The organism is Enterocloster alcoholdehydrogenati (assembly GCF_013282095.1).
Classification (GTDB): Bacteria; Bacillota; Clostridia; order Lachnospirales; family Lachnospiraceae; genus Enterocloster; species Enterocloster alcoholdehydrogenati.
On record NZ_BLTJ01000009.1, the window covers coordinates 83,000 to 101,967 of the forward strand.

Sequence of the window (18,968 nt, forward strand, 5' to 3'; positions counted from 1 at the left end):
TGTCAATTGTTCCTGTATATTAGACAAACAGAGGCATTATACCATGAAATGCCTCTGTTTGCCAGATTGGACGTTATTTTTTCAAAAGATATGTGTCAAACAGCTTTCTTGCAATCGGGCCCGCGATCTTTCCGCCGCTGCCCGACTCCTCTACCAGCACGGTTACCACGATCCTGGGAGATTCGGCGGGAGCAAAGCCGGTAAACCAGGCGTGCGTCTCCCTGCCCGTTTCAAATTCTGCTGTCCCCGTCTTTGCCGCCACGGTATAATCCCCGGTGCGGACAGAGGAACCCGTTCCCTCTGTTACTACAGCTCTCATGAGCTCGGTCAGCTTTGCCGCCTCATCGGCGGTCATCAGTGAACCGTAGGCCTCAGGAAGAAACTTTTTGACCTCTTCCCCGCCTGCGCTGACAATCCGATCCAGCAGATAGGGTTTCATCAGCGTCCCTCCGTTGGCAATGGATGCCGTGATCAGTGCGTTGTGAAGGGGAGTGATCAGCGTGGTTCCCTGTCCGATAGATGTCTGCAGGATCTCCCAGGTATCGGCTCCTGCCTTCATGTTAAAGCTGCTCTCCTTATAGGGAAAGCCCGAAAATGGCAGCGGCCTGTTGTATAAAAGCTCCTCTGCCGATGTCCGAAACCGATCCAGATCCATCTCCAGGCCCATGCTTGCAAATGCCCCGTTGCAGGAGTTGGCAAATGCCTTTACAAAATCCTGGCTGCCGTGCGCCTCGCTCTGGAAGCATTTGATGGAATACTCCCCGTTGTGGTACACGCCGCTGCAGTCAAAATGGAAATTTTTGTAATCTTCTGGATGTTCCCGGATATATTCCAGAGCCGTCAGGATCTTAAAGGTAGATCCTGGGGCATAAAGTCCCTGTGCGGCCCGGTTTAAAAGCTGGCTCTGGGTATTGGAGCTGTCTGTTAAGGCAGCCCAGTCATTCAGAAGGGTATTGGGGTCATAATCCGGCTTTGACACCATGGCAAGGATCTTTCCCGTGCCAGGCTCCATGGCGATCACTGCCCCTCTTCTGTCTCCCAAAGCGGAATAGGCGGCCTGCTGTAAGTCCATGTCCAGGGTAGTCACCGCGTCATCTCCCAGATTTTTCTTGCCTGCCAGCTCATTTCCCGCCTGTTCGATCAGATTTACGTGGGAGGTGAGAAGGTAGAAGTTGGCCAGCGCCTCAATACCTGTTTTTCCCTTGGTGGAATATCCCACCACATGGGCGAACACATCCCCGTGATCGTAAACCCGGATCTCGTTTCCATCCTCATCCTCCTCGTTGTGGGCCAGTACCGTACCGTCAGCGGCCAGGATCCTCCCCCGATGCACCCGGTCTGCAAAACTGTCCAGCCGGGCATTGTAGGAGTTGTTAATCACCTCCGGGCCCTGAAACCGGAGAAAATAGCCTATATAGACCGCCAGCCCTAAAAACAGCAGAACCATGGCGTAGGTGATCCACAGGATATTCCGGTTCGTCGGCGGCTCTTTCATCTCCTGTTTTTTCTTCTTACTCATCTCTGTTCTGCCTCCTCCATCTCTTCCTCATCATTTCTCTTAATAATATACAGCCCCTGGATCATTGCAAAGAGCATGAAGGTACTGACTATGGAGCTTCCGCCGTAGCTCACAAAGGGCAGCGTTACTCCTGTGGAGGGAATAAATTTCGTCACGCCTCCCACGGTTAAAAACACCTGCGTAACATACTGGATTCCCAGGCCAAAGGCGATCAGCTTGTAAAACATGGCCTGCATCCGGGACGCAATCATCATAAACTGGATGAAACATCCCAGACAGATCAGCAGGAGACAGATGGCAAATATCCCGCCGAACTCCTCAGAAATAGCCGCAAAGATAAAGTCCTTTTCCACCACCGGGATCTTCCCGGGCATCCCCTGGCACAGTCCCATGCCGAACCACCCGCCGGTGCCGATAGCAAAAAGAGACTGGGTAATCTGATATCCGGTATTGTCAATATCGGCCCAGGGATTCTTCCAGGCGGCCACCCGCCGTTTTACATGGTCAAAAAGGTGATAGGCCGCCACTGCAGCCCCGCAGCCCAGTCCCAGCCCTCCAGTCAGATAGAGCCAGTTTCCGGTGGCGATAAACAGCATAAGTACATAACTGACAAAAAGGATCAGCGCTCCGCCCAGATCCTTTGACAGCACCAGAATCAGCACATGGGCTGCCGCTGCCGCAGTGGTAATGCAGATCTGCTTAAAGTCCGTAGACTGGTAAAACATGGAGGCCGTAAAAAGGACAAAGGTTAGCTTTACAAACTCCGAAGGCTGTATGGAAAAACCGCCGATGCTTAAGGACAGCTGCGCTCCAAAGCTTTCATTCCCCACAATCCAGACCAGAAGAAGGGCAGCGATTCCCACGGCGGCATACAGCCACTGAAACCGGTAAATCTGCCAGAACCGCTCCATGATATAAGGGATCAGCCAGGAAATGACCGCCGCAGCGCAGACAATCACAAACTGGCGCAGAGCTTTGTCCAGAGGGACTTTTGCGTTCATGGACAGTCGGCTTAGCATAATAAAGCCTACTGCCAGCAGCATACAGGTGTTATTTATCAGCAGCCTTGACACATTCCGGTAAAACCGTCTGGTCAGGAAAATGTAAATCAGGAAAAACAGCACCTGCGCCGCATAAAAGCCTGCCAGGGCCGCTGTGATCTCCTGGCTGTCTGATTTCAGACATAAAGTCAGATAGGCCAGAAAATGCAGCAGAAACATAACCCGGTTCTGCCTGCCGCAGATACTTTGTTTCCGTTCCTCATCCGAAAAGGAAAAGTAACGGAAATTAGCCCAGGTATAGACGGCCATGAGAAAAATCATCATATATTTGGATACTTCCAGAATCAGATTGATCATAGGCTACTCCACTCCCCGTCTGAAATGTCCTCTTGTAAATTCCTTAAAGGGCGGCTCTTTCTCCTCTCCCCGGATCAGATCGCCGGAAAATGCGTCCAGCACCGCCTTGGTCTCATCCTGGCTTTCCATGGTAAAACACAGCCGCAGTCCCTGGGGCGCCAGACGGCGAATGGAGCCGCCGCAGCCGTGAAGTGACACCGGCAGCGGATTTAAAATGGTATTGTAGCAGAAGGCACACTGATTCTGTACCGGCAGACTGGCTCCGGTGCGGTCTTTCATCCACAGGAGAGACGGCCTTTTCGTACATCCCTTTACCGTCTTTGTAACGCACTGGGCCGACACCATCATGGGAGCATGGCCGTAGACGATCAGCTCTGCAGCAATCCCCTCTTGGCGGCAGGCTTCAAAGACCGGATCCAGTTCCCTGCTGTTAAGCTCCCAGGACATGGTAAGAAATACAGGCTCCTGCTCCTTTAGTGTGTGTACTGCCAGAGAATTCCATCCATATACCGTGCCGTCAAAAGCCGCCGGGATACCAATACCTTCGTCCTTCATCCACTGAATTTCCTCAAAAGCCCGAAGAAGAAGGCCGTCAAAGCCTGCATTTTCCAGACAGGCGCGGTTTGTCTTAAAAAATTCCACAGCATGGGTGCGGAAAATATGAGGGAGCGTTAAAAAGCACTCTTTTCCCGCCTGATGGCAGGCATCGGCGTATTCTTTCCACCGGGAAGGCGCAAAGGAAGCGGCATCCAGGCAGATTCGGGACACCTCAGGGGATGCCAGACACGGCGCAAGCTGAACCGGGGATTCCAGAGAAACCGTAAAGACCAGTGCATCTGAAACAGCCATACCGTCTGCCAGTATACGGGACTTTACAGCCGTTTCTTCGCCCCTGGCATCCGCTCCAAAAGCCGGCGCCGTTCGTCTCCACTGCTCCTTTATGGCCTCGGTCAGTTTCTCAAACCCTTCTCTTCGCAGCTCATTTAAGGCCTGCACCGGCATAAACAACGCCCCTGTCACCTCTGTCTCAAGCTCTGTAAATTCATAGGCTGTGGCCCCGGTCTTTCCCAGCTGACGACTGATCTTTTCCTTTGTCATGGGCTGATTTTTGGCTGCCTGAGGTATCTGGCCAAAAACAGTGACAGATACCTCCTGGCTGGTCAGCGTCAGCGCTGCAGGAACCCCCTCTGCCAGATACGCATATCCGGACACTGGCTCTTTCTTTTCCTTTTCCACATATTCCCGATCCAGAAAATCAAACAGCTCCTTATCTGTCTCGCGAAACTCCGGTTTCTCTTTTAAGGCGATCATATCCTTCCCATTGTGGCGGGTGTAATAGCCAGAGGTAAAACCTCCCCGGTCAAAGAGATCCAGCAGTTCCTTTTTATCCTCCGGCTCCACATAATATCCCTCCAGGCCATATTCAAGACAGCGATCCAAATACTTCCGGTAAATCCGAACAACACCGGCCGTATACCTTGGGCTCTTCATCCTTCCTTCAATCTTCAGAGAAAATACGCCCGCTTCCAGAATCTGGGGAAGAATATCCAGTGTACAAAGGTCTTTCATGCTGAGAATACATTTCTGATCCTCTTTATTGATGGCGGCCCCATTTTCCTGTTCTGTCACCCGGTAGGGCAGGCGGCAGGGCTGGGCGCAGCGTCCTCTGTTGCCGCTGCGGCCTCCGATCAGACTGCTCATAAGACACTGGCCTGAGTAGCTGTAACACAAAGCTCCATGGACAAACGTCTCAATATCCATTCCTGTTTCATCATAGATCCGGCGTATCTCCGCCAGGGACAATTCCCTTGCAGGCACGACCCGGCAGCATCCCAGGCTTTTCAGTTTCTTTGCTCCATACACACTGGTAATGGTCATCTGTGTGCTGGCGTGAAGCTCCATTCCCGGAAAATGTTCCTTTATAAAGGCCAGAGCGCCCAGATCCTGAACGATAACGCCGTCCAGCCCTGCTCTGTAGTAAGGGAGAAGATAGCTGTAAAGTTCCTTTAACTCCCCCTCCTTAAACAGGGTATTCACGGTCATATAGAGACGGCAGCCATGCAGATGAGCGTATTCGATGGCCTCTACCATCCCGTCCTGATCCGCATTTTCCGCATAAGCCCTGGCCCCAAACCGCGCCCCGCCCATATAGACGGCGTCCGCTCCTGCCGCTATTGCCGCTTTTAAGCTTGCAAAAGAGCCTGCCGGAGCCAGCATCTCTGCCCTTTTTTTCTCTCTCATTCTGTTCCTGCCTTTCTTATTCTCCTGGGACGCCTCATGCTTATGAGGAAATATCCGCCCCTTTTGCTAAAGGTAAAGAAGGGATGCCCCACTGATTCTCCATGAGACATCCCCCCGCTGTATTCATTCTGTGTAAATGTTTCTGTAATATTTATCTGCGGCCTCTGTGAAAACCGGCTTTTCTGGCAGCCTGAAGCGCTCTTCTGGCCAGTTCCTCATCGGACATTGGCTTAGGCTGGTAATAGGAAGTCTGAGACTGTCCTCCCGGCTGAAGCCTGTTTTCTGTCTGCGCATACACTTCTTCATGGGCTTCCGCTTTGGCCTCCGCCTTAAGCTCATCTTCTCTCTGGGCTGCTTCTGCTGATGAAACCGCGCCGTCTTCCGGCTCCTGCAGCTCATCCTCACGGAAATCTGAGGCTGGCTGATGGAGGTTTGGGGCTGGCTGTGCCGGACTCATTGCTGACTCCTCCTGTATTATGTCGGACTGAGCAGTCTCCTCTACTGGCTGTTCCGGCATCATGGCCGACGGCTCGGTTTCCTCTCCAGGCTGCTTCTCCATCCCAGCTGACTGGGTAATTTCCTCCCCAAACGGCTCCTCCATCACTGCCGACGGCCCAGTTTCCTCTCCAGGCTGTTCCAGCGTCACTGCTGACGGCCCGGTTTCCTCAGCAAACTCCGCCTGAATTGCAGCCGGCTGCGCCGTTTCTTCCCCGCGCATCTGCGCTTCACGGCGCTCTGCCGCTGCAGCTTCTTCCCTGGCTGCCTGTGCAGCCCTCTCCAGCTGGGCGGCCCGTATCGCCTCTACCTCTGCCACAGCATCCGCCTGTTCCTCCGCCAGCTTTTCGTTCTGACGCTTCAGGCCCTTGATCTCGCGGTCCATCCGGGCGATCCGGGAGGTCATCTCCTCCAACTGCAGCTGACGGTCCTCCAGATCCTTAAGCACCGCCTCCAGCTTCATCTGGGTGCTCACCAGTTCATGCTTTAAGCTGTAGCTCTCCTTTTCCATCTGATTCCGGGCCTCTTCCATCTGCTCTGACCGGTTGGCCGCCTTAAAATAATCATCTGCAATATTCAGCTGAATCATCGCCTGCTGATAATCGGCGCTCTGTTTGGAAAAACCCGGAATCCCGTGAAGTCCGGCAATCTTATCATTTACATAGCTGGCCGTCCGCTGAAGATAGGCTTCGTCCTCGCTTCCGCCCAGGGTATATATCTTTCCGTCAATCAAAACCTGCGTATAATTCTTTGTCTCCATATTTCACTCATTCTCCTGTCTTGTGCGGGGCTTGCGGGCAGCTGTCTCCCCATTTCCCCTCTAAACAAAAGAATACCACATTTTCAGCCCATTTCCAACCCCAAATGACGGTAAGCATTCTCCGTAGCCATCCTCCCCCTGGGCGTGCGGTTTATCAGGCCATTCATCAAAAGATAGGGTTCATACACATCTTCCAGCGTACCCGCATCCTCTCCCAGAGCCGCCGCCAGGGTATCCAGCCCCACAGGTCCTCCGGAAAACTTCTCAATGATCATAAGAAGAATATTCCGGTCATTCTGATCCAGCCCCAGCTTGTCCACGTCCATAATATCCAGGGCAAAATCCGTCACTTCCTTTGTGATGGCTCCCTCATACTTCACCTGTGCAAAGTCTCTTACCCGCTTTAAAAGCCTGTTTGCAAGCCTCGGAGTACCTCTGGACCGTCTCGCAAGTTCCAGCGCTCCCTCCGGGTCGATCTCCACTCCCAGCACCCTGGCAGAGTGCATGATAATCGTCCGAAGCTCCTGAGGGGTATAAAATTCCAGCCTCTGGATCACACCAAAACGGTCTCTTAGGGGAGCCGTCAAAAGGCCTGCCCGCGTAGTGGCCCCCACCAGGGTAAAACGGGGCAGTTCCAGACGGATAGACCGGGCCGTAGAGTCCTTCCCCAGCATAATATCAATGGCAAAATCTTCCATGGCCGGATAAAGCACTTCCTCTACCTGACGGTTCAGACGGTGGATCTCATCCACAAAAAGCACATCCCCCTCCTGAAGATTGTTTAAAATAGCCGCCATCTCCCCCGGCTTTTCGATGGCCGGGCCGCTGGTGACCTTCATCTTTGTCCCCATCTCATTTGCAATAATCCCGGAAAGAGTGGTCTTTCCCAGTCCGGGAGGGCCGTAAAACAGCACATGGTCCAGGGCTTCTCCTCTGGACTTTGCAGCTTCGATATATATTTTTAATGTAGACTTGATTTTTTCCTGCCCTATATAGTCATTCAGGCACTGAGGGCGCAGCGTAGTCTCAATGACGACATCCTCTGTCGTTGCCTCTGTTGTAATGATCCTGCGTTCCATAGATACCTCTGTTCTCTCAATATCTCTTTCTGTACGGTTCTGTTACAGAAAGGTAAGAAATTTCAGCGAAGCCTTCAGCACATCCTCTGCGTTCATCCCTTCTGTCACTTCCACCTGCTTTACCGCTCTGGAAGCCTCCGCTGCCGTATATCCAAGAGCAGTGAGGGCTTCCGCCGCCTCCTTCGCCGCGGCGGCGAGGCCGGAAATCTCCCGGACAGAACCGCTTCCCGCGGCCGTGCCCGTCTCAGAAAAGCCGGCAATCACCTCATCTAAGTCTACCTTATCCTTCAGATCCAGGATCAGGCGCTGGGCTGTCTTGGGGCCGATTCCCGGAGCCTTTGAGATAGCCTTCGCATCGCCGCTTACCACTGCCATGCGAAGATCATCCGGCCGCATCACAGACAGGATCCCCAGCGCCCCCTTGGGGCCGATTCCGTTTACGCCGATCAGCTGCCTGAACATCTCCCGGTCCTGAGGATGAAGAAAGCCGTACAGCGTCATGGAATCTTCCCTTACCTGAAAGCAGGTGTGCACCGTTATCTCTGTTCCCAGCGCCGGAAGTTCCTCCAAAAGCGATAAGGGAACCCGGATCCCATAACCGATCCCGCCGGTCTCCACCACAATTCTGTCCTCTTCAATTGCTGTAAGTGTTCCTTTAACATATGAAATCATTCTTTTTCATTCCTTCTGTTTTCTGACCTTCATCATATCATACCGCTCCCGTCAATGCAAGCATTCCACCGAACATATTTTCTGTTTTTCAGTTATTTTTAAAACCAGACCTCCCCTTTGCTTGCGCTTTCTCCCATTTTCCAGTAAACTATCCAGATAAACGGCACTGTCCGAAGATAGAGGAGGAGTTTTCCATGATCACCATTAAACACCCCGCAGATTTTCCGGAAACCTATCCCTTAGACAGGATTGGCCCCCGAAAGGATCTGCTGTTTTTCGATATTGAGACCACCGGCTTTTCCGGCGATACCTCTCAGCTCTACCTCATTGGCTGCGTGTACCATGACGGATTTGGCTGGAAGCTGATCCAGTGGTTTGCCGATACCCGTCAGGCTGAGGCTAAACTGCTTGACGCCTTTTTCTCCTTTATGAAACGTTTTAAGATCCTGGTTCATTTCAACGGAGACCGTTTTGACATCCCTTATCTTGAAAAATGCTGCCGCAGGCTGGGATTAAACCACAGTTTTGAGGGGATGAAAAGCCTGGATATCTACCGGAGGGTCCGCCCCTTCCGTCAGCTCCTTGGCCTGGAAAGCATGAAGCAAAAGGCGATTGAACAGTTTCTTGGCGTTTCCAGAGAGGATAAATACAGCGGAGGCCAGTTGATCGAGGTCTACCGGGATTATCTGCATACCCATGACAAAAGGCTTTACGATCTGCTGATCCTCCACAATGAGGACGATTTAAAAGGGATGCCTGCCATCCTTCCCATCCTAAGCTACCCGGATCTTTTTGAATCCGATTTTACATTAAGCAGTCTGGAAATGTGCACCGCCCCACAGGATGAGATGCCTTCTGAGCCATATTTGCAGCTTCGGTGGAACAGCCCATTTTCCGTTCCCGTCCCTCTGGACTGCACGCTGGATCCTGTCAGTATGGAACTGTTGGGAAATGAAATTGCCTGCAGCATCCGTCTCTGCCAGGGGCAGCTGAAACATTTCTATCCTGACTACAGGGACTACTACTATCTGCCCTTTGAGGACACTGCGATCCACAGGAGCGTAGGAGAATATGTGGATCGATCCGCCAGAAAAAAGGCCACTGCCAAAACCTGCTATACAAAAAAAGAGGGCCTGTTCCTCCCTCAGTTCGGCCCCCTGTGGGAGCCGTCCTTTAAGGAGGATTACAAGTCCTCTCTCACCTATGCAGCCTACAGCGACGAGCTCCTTTCACAGCCGCAGACAGCCTCTGCCTACGCAAAGCAGCTTTTGGGCTGGCTTGCAGGGCAGCCCGGAAAATGACCGGGCTGACTTAAAGCCTCATCCCTGAACGGTTCCGTATACAGCATACATCTGAGCCGTAGTTGAATCCGCATGGCCCAGCATTGCCTGAACGGAACGGATGTCTGCTCCTCCCCGGATCAGATGGGCCGCAAAGGAATGACGAAGGGTGTGGGGCGTGATATCTGCCTGGATCCCTGCCTTCTCCCCGTAATATTTCACTATTTTCCAAAAGCCCTGGCGGCTCATGGATCCTCCGCTGCAGTTGGTAAACAGCCATTCTGACTCTCTTCCCTTTAAAAGCTCGGTCCGGGCATATTCCAGATAGCGTCCCAGCGCCTTTCCCGCCCGTTTCCCAAATGGCACCATACGCTCCCTGCGGCCATCCCGGCAGGTGATATAGCCAATCTGCATATTTAAGTCCTCCAGCCGTAGGCTGATAAGCTCCGATACCCGGATTCCCGTAGCATATAAAAGCTCCAGCATCGCCTTATCCCGGATTTCCTTGGCAGAAGTTAATCCCGGCTGTTTTAAAAGAGCATTGACTTCCTCTACGCTTAAGATCACAGGCGCCTTTTTCTCCACTCTGGGCGCCTTCAAAAGTTCGGACGGATCCGCAGCAATCCGCCCCTGCTGCAGCTGATAATGAAAAAACGCTTTTATGGAAGCAAGCTCCCTGGAAATGGTAGCTGCCGCTTTTCCTTCCTTTTCCAGGTAAAGAATGTAGGAATTCAGGCTGGTTTCTGTAACTTTCTCCACCTGATAGATCTCCAGGGTCTGCAAAAACGCCGCCAGCTGCATCAGATCCCGCTGATAGGAGATCTCTGTGTTCTTTGATTTTTTTTTGATGTCACGCAAATAATCTGTAAATTCTCTGATTTCCGCTGTCATACAATTTCATGCTCCTATATCATTTTCCGAGGGCCGTCCAGGCGCTTTGCCCTTTCGGCCCACAGCCTCCCCAGGCCATAACGTTTTCGTCTTATTCACCGAATAAGGCCCATTACCTTTCATTATAATGGGATTATTTTATAAAATCAAACACATTTTTCTACTTTTGTCCCCATTTCTGTAAAATCCTGGTAATGTACATATAAATGATACAATATGTGGAGCAATGATTTGTCCGGCCCCCATATGTGGTTACCGCCAGACGATTTTTTTATAAACATATTCAGCCGTGAAACACACATTCAAGCGCCGCTCCCATAGCCGTCACAGCCATCAGTAAAAGAAAAGCCCCCGCTCTCAGGCGCCGTTCTCTTCCCCCTGCCCAGCCTGCAAGGACTGTCCATACAAAAAAATAAATAATCCCCTGGGGAAATGAATACCAGAGATAAGACGGCAGCGCCACGGCCCCCTTTTCCAGGGTCAGCGCAGCAAAAGAAACAGAAACGCACATCCCGGCCCAGACTGTCAGGCACCCGAAAAAGAAACGGCTGCAGATCATAAGGCCGGCAAGCCAGCCTGCGCCGGCCTGAAACAGGCGTTTTATAAGCACCGTAAGAAAAACACCATTAGCCAGCGTCTTTTTGATCCCTCCCGCAACCACCGCATCCGCCAGCCGGGCCTTAAGGCCGGCTGCCCAGAGAGAAGCCGACGGGACTGCATATTCAAAGGCCCTGATCTCTGCAGAAGCGGCGTTCCCGAAACTCAAGGCAGCCGCCGTTCCGGCTGTGACTCCGGCTATAAAGCAAAAACACAGCCAGTCCCCATAGGAAAACCGCCTGTGTCTGCGTGCCGTCATATTTCTGGCCGCCTCGGCCAGCCTCCATCCTTTTCCTGTTCTCATGCCTGCCGTCCTGCTATTTCTTTAAAACAGATGTATGCAGACAGCCCGCCTGCTATTCTTCCCAGTACAGAATCCCGTTTTTGCTGGTTCTGACAGCCAGATCCGAATCGTACAGATATTCCAGACAGGAAAAGGTCTTAGTCATCACCATTTTCAGCTTGATAAAGTCCTCTTCATCCTTGGGCACTTCATTCATCCCGTAGGCCAGACAGGCCAGTTCCCGCACCGTCATGGGCCTGCGTCCGTGCTTTAGAAGGCTCTGAATCAGACCCGCCTTGTCCATGTAGGAAAATACGATCCGCTCTGCCGTAGTCCTCATCCGGACCAGTTCTTCCCTGTGGGATGGAAAGATCCGGCAGTCATGAAATTCCTTCTTAAAATATTCCAGGGATGCAAAATACCCTTTGAGCAAATGCTCGTCGGGATAGCTGGTGGCCACAATAGGCACAATGCCGTCAATCACCTGATCCGCGGAAAACACAATCCTCTTTTCCCTGTCGTACAGCCCCATCTGGCCATATGTATGTCCCTTTAAAAGCACAGCTTCAAAGGTATAGTCTCCATAGGAAAATATCTGTCCCGGCGCCGCAGGCTCATAGGGAAAATCACGGACCTCAAAATACCATCCCCTGTCCCCGGCCACTCTCCGGTTCACCTCCATAAACATTTCCCAAATCCCGGGCGTCAGCTCCTGCGTCACGCCAACTGCCCTTAGAACCCTGATCTGGCTTCTTAAATATCCTCCGCTCTTATCCATGTGAAGACAGTCATAGCCATGACGGTCCTCCTGGGGATTCATAAAAAGCCTGGCCCCCTGTGCGGCAAATTCACTGGCAAGTCCGCAGTGGTCTGTGTGCTTGTGGGTCAGGAAAATATCCAGATCCGTCACCTCTATCTTTAACTTTGCCAAAGCCTCCTTAAGCATATCCATACACTGCGTCCTGGCAAATCCTGTATCTACCATCAGGCTGCGCTCCCCAGGCTTTCCGGGGATCAGAAAGATCCGAATCTCCTCTACGCCGCCTCCTGTGCCGTAAAGCTTTACTTCAAAAATCCCTGGCGCTCGTTCTATCATACTCAGGTTCCTTTCTCTGCTGTTTTCTGCCTCCACGATGCTGCAGCACGACTGACAAAAGCCCCCGGCTCATCTGTCCGGTGGCTTTTATTTTCATCTGATATTTACGCTCAATTGCTATACCAACTCGTCCTTCTTATCCACACTGCGGTACTTGCGCCCATAGGCCATAATCGCCGCGATGGTCTTTCCGTCCGTGATTTTTCCCTCATAAATCAGCGCCTCTAAGTCCTTAAGCTCCCAGGCCTCCACCTCGATGACCTCGTCCTCATCCAGATGCTGATGACTGGGAACCAGGTTGTGGGCCACGAAAATGTCAATGGCCTCATCACAGAAGGCAACCGTTGTATTGACGCTGATCAGATATTCCAGTTTCTCTGTCTTAAAGCCGGTCTCCTCCTCCAGCTCACGGTAAGCGCACTCAATCTTCGGCTCTCTGGGATCATCCAGCTTGCCTGCGGGAATTTCCAGAGTGAAGCGGTCCAGCGCATTTCTGTACTGGCGTACCATCAGGAGCTTTCCCTCATCTGTTACCGGCACCACAGCGGCAGCCCCGTCATGGTGAATGTAATCCCAGTGAGCCTCATGGCCGTTGGCAAGAACCGTGTCCTCATAAATCTTTAAGATATTTCCCTGATACTTTAACTGCCGGTCTAAGCGCACCACCGGCATTCCTTCGTTTTCTGGCTTCTGTCCCATGTTCCCTTTCCTTCCCTTCTTTGCTGTGCCTTTCAGCTATCCCGTCTGTTTTTATTCACCGGGCCGGCTTTCTTTTCCTCATCTATTTCATCTTCTGGCTTTTCTCAAAGCAGGCGTCGGCGGCCTTGATCACAGAATTCCTAAGCCCCCACTCCTCCAGCGCGGACACTCCTGCAATGGTAGTCCCTCCTGGAGAGCACACCTCGTCCTTCAGCTGGCCAGGGTGCTTTCCTGTCTCCAGAACCATCTTTGCACTTCCAAGGACGGTCTGAGCGGCCATTTCATAAGCCGTCTTTCTCGGCAGGCCATATTTGACGCCTCCGTCAGCCAGCGCCTCGATAAACATATACACAAAGGCAGGGGAACAGCCGCTGACGCAGCCTACTGCTTCCATCTGGCGCTCCTCCACCATTTCTACCCGGCCGCAGCTTTCAAAGATCCGGCAGATCTCTGCCTTTTCTTCCTCTGTAAAGCTGTCCTCACCAAAAGCTACTCCCGTCATACCCGCTCCCAGCATAGCCGGCGTATTAGGCATGGCCCGCACCACACGGATCTCATCTCCCAGCCGCTCCTTCAAACCGGAAATCGTCTGTCCCGGAGCCAGAGAAATGACGATTCTGTCCTCCTTCAGCACTTCCCGGATCTCGTCAAATACAGCGTCAAAATACTGGGGCTTTACCGCCAGGATCAGGTATTTACAGCTGTCCGCGCAGGCTGCGTTGGAGGACGCATGAGGCACTCCGGTAGCCTTTGTCACCGCCTCCATCTTATCTGTATGCGCAGCCGTAAAAATAAGTTCCTGTGGCTCATAGGCCTTTAAAAGCCCGTTTAAGATCGCTGATCCCATATTTCCCATTCCTATAAAACCGATCTTGGCCATTTTCTCAAAACCTCCCTGTCTTTCAAAGAGTACGCCGGGCAAGCTCCCGGCTTTATCCATTTACTCTGCACCCTTTAGTATATCACAAAAATCAAAGGTGGCAAAATAATCCTTTGCCGTCTCCGCTCTGCGAATCATTTCCACAGAGCCATCCTCCTTCAGCAGAAGCTCGGCGGACTTTAATTTTCCGTTGTAATTATATCCCATGGCAAAGCCGTGGGCTCCTGTATCGTGGATCACCAGAAGATCTCCCTTTTCGATCTCAGGCAGCATCCGGTCAATGGCAAATTTATCATTATTTTCACACAGGGAGCCTACCACATCATACATATGGTCGCAGGGCGCATTTTCCTTTCCCATCACCGTAATATGATGGTAGGCGCCGTACATGGCCGGACGCATCAGGTTTACCGCGCAGGCATCTACGCCTGCATACTCCTTGTGAGTGTGCTTTTCATGGATCGCCTTTGTCACCAGGCAGCCATAAGGCCCCAGCATAAAGCGCCCCAGCTCGGTGCACAAAGCCACATCCCCCATTCCCGCAGGCACCAGGATCTCCTCATATACCTGGCGCACGCCTTCTCCGATCACGCGGATATCGTTTGGCTCCTGATCCGGCCGGTAAGGGATTCCGATGCCGCCTGACAGATTGATAAAGGAAATGTGAGCGCCCGTTTCCTCATGCAGACGCACTGCCAGCTCAAACAGGATCTTCGCCAGCATGGGATAATACTCATTTGTCACCGTATTGCTTGCCAGGAACGCATGGATGCCGAAATGTCTGGCTCCCTTTTCTTTTAAGATCTTAAATGCCTCAAAGATCTGCTCCGTGGTCATACCATATTTGGAGTCTCCTGGATTGTCCATAATATCATTGCTGATCTTAAACACACCGCCCGGATTAAAACGGCAGCTGATGGTCTCTGGAATATACCCCAGCGTCTTTTCAACGCACTCAACATGGGTAATGTCGTCCAGATTGATGATCGCTCCCAGCTTATCCGCATAAGCAAACTCCTCCAGAGGCGTGTCATTGGAGGAAAACATGATATCACTGCCTGAAAAGCCGCAGGCCTCTGACATTTTAAGCTCTGTCATAGAAGAGCAGTCTGTGCCGCAGCCGAATTCCTTTAAAATATTCAGGATAAAGGGATTGGGCGTTGCTTTTACAGCGAAATATTCCTTATAGCCCTTATTCCAGGAAAAGGCTTCTTTGAGCCGTCTGGCATTTTCCCGGATTCCTTTTTCGTCATAGAGGTAAAATGGCGTTGGATATTTTTTTGTGATCTCCTGCAGCTGTTCCAGTGTAACAAATGGTTTCTTTTCCACGTTATGTCTCCTTCCCTTACATAAACATCAGTCATTGGCTCATACAGGCAGCCTGTATAAGTATAAAAAAAGTCTGTCGGAAGCACAATGTCCTTGCGGAACATTGTACTCCCAGGCAGACTTCTTTGTCCAGTCTTATTTTACAGCGCAGCGGTATGATGCTGTCAGTCGATGGATACCACACGCATAATATTGGTCTGAGCAGCAGCCTCATGGCGTCTTGCATAGCTTACCACACCTGCGGTCAGGACAGCCAGCTTTCCGCTTTCTACGATATTTCTGCTCTTAAGCTCCTCTATGGAGTTTTCGATCAGCTCATCCGTAGAATCGGCACGGCGGGACCATACCGGTGTTACGCCCCACTGCAGCTGCATCTGGCGAACGGTAGCCATGCTTGGGGACATACCCAGGATGCGGGCAGCCGGTCTCCACTTGGAAAGCATCATGGAAGTAAAGCCGGTGATGCTTGGAACTATGATATAATCAGCGCCGATATCATGAGCGGTGGAAGCAGATGCGCAACATACGGCGTTGGAAACGTTTTTCATGTTCTCCGCGTTTACCTTGCGCTGACGGTAGCCGGCGTAATCCAGGTAGCCCTCAGTCTCCTCAACGATGGAGCTCATCATCTTTAGGGCCTCCACAGGATACTTGCCCATCGCAGTCTCGCCGGAAAGCATTACTGCATCTGTGCCGTCGTAAACCGCGTTTGCAACGTCTGTCACCTCGGCTCTGGTAGGTCTTGGGTTGCGGATCATGGAATCCAGCATCTGAGTCGCTGTGATAACAGTCTTGCAGGCCTCGTTGCACTTGCGGATGATTTCCTTCTGGATGTGCGGAACCTTCTGGGCGGGGATCTCAACGCCCATGTCGCCGCGGGCTACCATGATGCCGTCTGCCTCAGCAATAATGGAATCCAGATTCTCGATGCCCTCTGCATTCTCAATCTTTGCGATTACCTTCATGGAAGAACCAGCCTCATCCAGCATCTCCTTGATCTCCTTAATGCAGTCAGCAGTACGGACAAAGGATGCCGCGATAAAGTCAAAGCCCTGCTTGATGCCGAAACGGATATCTTCTTTGTCCTTCTCGGTCAGAGCCGGAAGCTTGATGCTTACGTTGGGGACATTTACACCCTTTCTCTCGCCCAGCTCGCCGCCGTTTATAACGGTACATATAATATCTGTGTCATTTACCTCATTAACCTTTAACTCAATCAGGCCGTCGTCGATCAGAATTGTGTTTCCAGCACAAACATCCTCATTTAAACCGTTGTAATTGATGTGTGCGATAGTATCATCACCGACAATCTCTCTGGTAGTCAGCGTGTAGGTCTGGCCTTCCTTTAATGCAACCTTCTTGCCGTCCTTTAACACACCGGTACGAATTTCAGGTCCCTTTGTATCCAGAAGGGCTGCCACCGGAATATCCAGCTCCTTGCGCACTTCCTTTAAAATCTCCAGACGTCCCAGATGCTCGGCATAATCGCCGTGGGAGAAGTTAAAACGTGCAACATCCATGCCGTTCTTTGCCAGCTCCCGCATCACATTCCTGTCACTCGTGTTTGGACCCATAGTGCAGATGATCTTTGTCTTTTTCATTGTTAAAAATCCTCCATCATTGAATGTAAATTATGTTGTATATCTGTTCAGGAGCGGCCTGTGATGTGGGGAAACCGTTCCTGAAATGGAAAGGGGCGCTCTCCTTTTATTTAGGAAGGCATATCTCCTTTTTTGACGTGTTTGTGTGTGTACAGATGATCCATACAGTATTCGTAGCTGCCCTCGCACTTGGAGCAGTAGCGGAATTCCATGCCGGGACTCTCCTCGTCCGTCCGTCCGCAGACCGAGCACTTATGGCGGCTCCTGCTCACAGGGCGGATAGTGGTCTGAGCCTTAAAATCCTGTCTGCGTTTTACCTCTCTGGGACTGTATTTCTTAAAATCCCTGGTCATCAGGAAGTAGATAATGAAATTGGCCAGGCACATGAAAATAGCAATGCGGTCGGCCAGTCCTCCCCCGGCAAAGCTAAAGACCAGCAGGAGCGCGTCAAAAAGCGCCAGCCACTTGGCCTTTATGGCCAGAATAAAGTAAATGTAAAAATATTCCTCCGGAAATGTGGCCGCATAGGCAAGGAATATGGACAGCGTCAGATAATAGGTGTTGAGGTGCATATCCCAGCCCGTGAGAAAATATACAAAAAACTCCGCAAAAATGATCCCAAGCACTCCCATAAAAAAGAAAACATTGAATCGGAATGCTCCCCAGACCGCCTCCAGCGACTGGCCCAGCGAATAATACATGAGCACAGCAAAAATGATCCAGAACGGACTTAAGGTAGGCGGGTAAAACAAAAACGTAATAAGACGCCAGACCTGACCGTGAAGAATCGCCTCCGCGTCCAGAGACAAATATAACTGAAAAAATCCAGGGGCCATATACATCATAACAAAGCCGATGCCATACATAATGATAATATAATACATCAGGTTGTGGATCGCATAGCGCCCATACTTATGTTCCATCTTATGAAAAAATTTCATTTCACCAATCCTTTTCCATATTTAATCACAAAGACAATGCCGTTTTCAGAACAGATCTTTCTTATTAAAAATGTAAGCTACAATCAAAGACAGCGCCACCGCAAATCCCAGGACGATCCAGAAACCGTAAGGGCTGTCGGCAAAAGGCATCCCCTTTGGCAGCACATTCATACCGTAAAAGCTCGCCACCATCGTAGGGATCGACATCACAATGGTCACCGTTGCCAGAAACTTCATGACAATATTCAGGTTGTTGGAAATAACTGACGCAAAAGTGTCCATGGTACCGCTTAAGATACCATTGTAAATACTGGTCATCTCCATGGCCTGCTTGTTCTCGATAATAACATCCTCCAGAAGATCCGTATCCTCCGGGTACTTCTTAATCTTATCAATCTTTAACAGGCGTTCCAGAACCACTTCGTTAGAACGAAGGGAGGTGGTAAAGTACACCAGCGACTTCTGCAGTTCCAAAAGCTCGATCAGTTCCTCATTCTTCTGAGACTGATGAAGCTTATTTTCAATGACCTCGCTCTTCTTGTCGATGATGCGCAGGTACTGCAGATACTGCGTGGCATTTTTATAAAGGATCTGTAAAATAAACCTTGTTTTCATAAACGTATGGAAGTCTCTCACTCTTCCGTCCATAAAAGAACTCAGGATCGGCGTCTCCTCCAGGCAGACCGTGATCAGCACATCCTTTGTGGTGATAATAGCCATAGGAATGGTAACAAACCAGTCCTTGCCGTTTCTCTCCTCAATGGATGGTATATCCACCAGGATCAGAGTGTATTCATCCTCCGCCTCAATACGGGAACGCTCCTCCTCATCCAGAGGGGCTTTTAAATGATCCGGATCAATGCGGCAGGCATCGGCGACATCCATGATCTCAGAGGCGGTAGGGTTCGTAAGGGCGATCCAGCTTCCAGGCTGCATCTCTTTCTTTTCATGAATCGTACCGTCCTCGGTTTTGAAAATCCGTATCATGCGAACTCTCCCCCATTCTGAAATTTTACCCTCCTAATTATAGTTACTGCCCGGTGTTTTGTCAAATGGATTAGAACTCCATTTAACATAAAACGCAAATTTTACAAATATCGCTTCTTTTATTAACATTTTTTTAACGTCCTTCCCTAATTGTATTTGCCTTTGATTTATGCTACACTTTAGTGTGATGATTTAGGCTCATGGGTATTTTACTATTTTTTCCAACTATCAAATACCCTTTGTCTGTTGCTTATGTCACA

Annotated in this window: 16 protein-coding genes; 1 reads left to right on the forward strand and 15 read right to left on the reverse strand. The window is 50.9% G+C overall.

The annotated features are described in order from the left end of the window. Window positions 1-73: 73 nt before the first annotated feature. The 6 genes from HW447_RS11605 to ruvA all read right to left on the reverse strand — a co-directional run bounded on the left by HW447_RS11605 (window position 74) and on the right by ruvA (window position 8,124). Window positions 74-1,519 (reverse strand): peptidoglycan D,D-transpeptidase FtsI family protein, encoded by a 1,446-nt coding sequence (locus tag HW447_RS11605; protein WP_176255431.1) that lies wholly within the window; start codon window positions 1,517-1,519, stop codon window positions 74-76. Then, the gene (locus tag HW447_RS11610; protein WP_176255432.1) at window positions 1,516-2,877 is read right to left on the reverse strand and encodes an FtsW/RodA/SpoVE family cell cycle protein; all 1,362 of its coding nucleotides are present in this window, start codon (window positions 2,875-2,877) and stop codon (window positions 1,516-1,518) included. The genes HW447_RS11605 and HW447_RS11610 overlap by 4 nt, the downstream gene beginning before the upstream one ends. Window positions 2,878-2,880: 3 nt before the next feature. Beyond that, window positions 2,881-5,118, reverse strand: coding sequence for a U32 family peptidase (locus HW447_RS11615; protein WP_176255433.1), 2,238 nt, complete (start codon window positions 5,116-5,118; stop codon window positions 2,881-2,883). Between the two features lie 151 nt (window positions 5,119-5,269). Further along, a complete protein-coding gene (gene zapA / locus HW447_RS11620) occupies window positions 5,270-6,373 on the reverse strand; it encodes a cell division protein ZapA (protein WP_176255434.1) in 1,104 nt (367 codons plus the stop codon). An 83-nt stretch (window positions 6,374-6,456) separates the two neighbouring features. Then, on the reverse strand, window positions 6,457-7,452 hold the full coding sequence (gene ruvB, locus HW447_RS11625; RefSeq protein ID WP_176255435.1) for a Holliday junction branch migration DNA helicase RuvB: 996 nt from the start codon (window positions 7,450-7,452) through the stop codon (window positions 6,457-6,459). 42 nt (window positions 7,453-7,494) lie between these two features. Beyond that, the gene (ruvA, locus tag HW447_RS11630; RefSeq protein ID WP_176255436.1) at window positions 7,495-8,124 is read right to left on the reverse strand and encodes a Holliday junction branch migration protein RuvA; all 630 of its coding nucleotides are present in this window, start codon (window positions 8,122-8,124) and stop codon (window positions 7,495-7,497) included. A 194-nt stretch (window positions 8,125-8,318) separates the two neighbouring features. On the opposite strand from ruvA, the gene HW447_RS11635 reads away from it, so the two are divergent. Continuing rightward, on the forward strand, window positions 8,319-9,425 hold the full coding sequence (locus HW447_RS11635) for a ribonuclease H-like domain-containing protein (RefSeq protein ID WP_176255437.1): 1,107 nt from the start codon (window positions 8,319-8,321) through the stop codon (window positions 9,423-9,425). 18 nt (window positions 9,426-9,443) lie between these two features. On the opposite strand, the gene HW447_RS11640 is transcribed toward HW447_RS11635, so the two are convergent. The 9 genes from HW447_RS11640 to HW447_RS11680 form a co-directional block, all read right to left on the reverse strand. Then, window positions 9,444-10,295 (reverse strand): tyrosine recombinase, encoded by an 852-nt coding sequence (locus HW447_RS11640; protein ID WP_176255438.1) that lies wholly within the window; start codon window positions 10,293-10,295, stop codon window positions 9,444-9,446. Between the two features lie 283 nt (window positions 10,296-10,578). After that, the gene (locus HW447_RS11645; protein WP_176255439.1) at window positions 10,579-11,196 is read right to left on the reverse strand and encodes a hypothetical protein; all 618 of its coding nucleotides are present in this window, start codon (window positions 11,194-11,196) and stop codon (window positions 10,579-10,581) included. 52 nt (window positions 11,197-11,248) lie between these two features. Beyond that, window positions 11,249-12,271, reverse strand: a complete 1,023-nt coding sequence (locus HW447_RS11650) for an MBL fold metallo-hydrolase (protein WP_176255440.1) — start codon at window positions 12,269-12,271, stop codon at window positions 11,249-11,251. Between the two features lie 117 nt (window positions 12,272-12,388). After that, window positions 12,389-12,970: an NUDIX hydrolase gene (locus HW447_RS11655; protein WP_176255441.1), complete on the reverse strand. Its 582-nt coding sequence runs from the start codon at window positions 12,968-12,970 to the stop codon at window positions 12,389-12,391. 82 nt (window positions 12,971-13,052) lie between these two features. Further along, window positions 13,053-13,850 carry a pyrroline-5-carboxylate reductase gene (gene proC / locus HW447_RS11660; protein ID WP_176255442.1) on the reverse strand — a complete coding sequence of 266 codons (798 nt, stop codon included), beginning with the start codon at window positions 13,848-13,850 and terminating at the stop codon, window positions 13,053-13,055. A 60-nt stretch (window positions 13,851-13,910) separates the two neighbouring features. Continuing rightward, window positions 13,911-15,179, reverse strand: a complete 1,269-nt coding sequence (locus HW447_RS11665) for a diaminopimelate decarboxylase (protein ID WP_176255443.1) — start codon at window positions 15,177-15,179, stop codon at window positions 13,911-13,913. 164 nt (window positions 15,180-15,343) lie between these two features. Next, window positions 15,344-16,780 carry a pyruvate kinase gene (gene pyk / locus HW447_RS11670; protein WP_176255444.1) on the reverse strand — a complete coding sequence of 479 codons (1,437 nt, stop codon included), beginning with the start codon at window positions 16,778-16,780 and terminating at the stop codon, window positions 15,344-15,346. Window positions 16,781-16,890: 110 nt separating this feature from the next. After that, a complete protein-coding gene (locus HW447_RS11675; protein WP_176255445.1) occupies window positions 16,891-17,721 on the reverse strand; it encodes a rhomboid family protein in 831 nt (276 codons plus the stop codon). A gap of 45 nt (window positions 17,722-17,766) precedes the next feature. Beyond that, a complete protein-coding gene (locus tag HW447_RS11680; RefSeq protein ID WP_176255446.1) occupies window positions 17,767-18,708 on the reverse strand; it encodes a magnesium transporter CorA family protein in 942 nt (313 codons plus the stop codon). Window positions 18,709-18,968 lie beyond the last annotated feature (260 nt).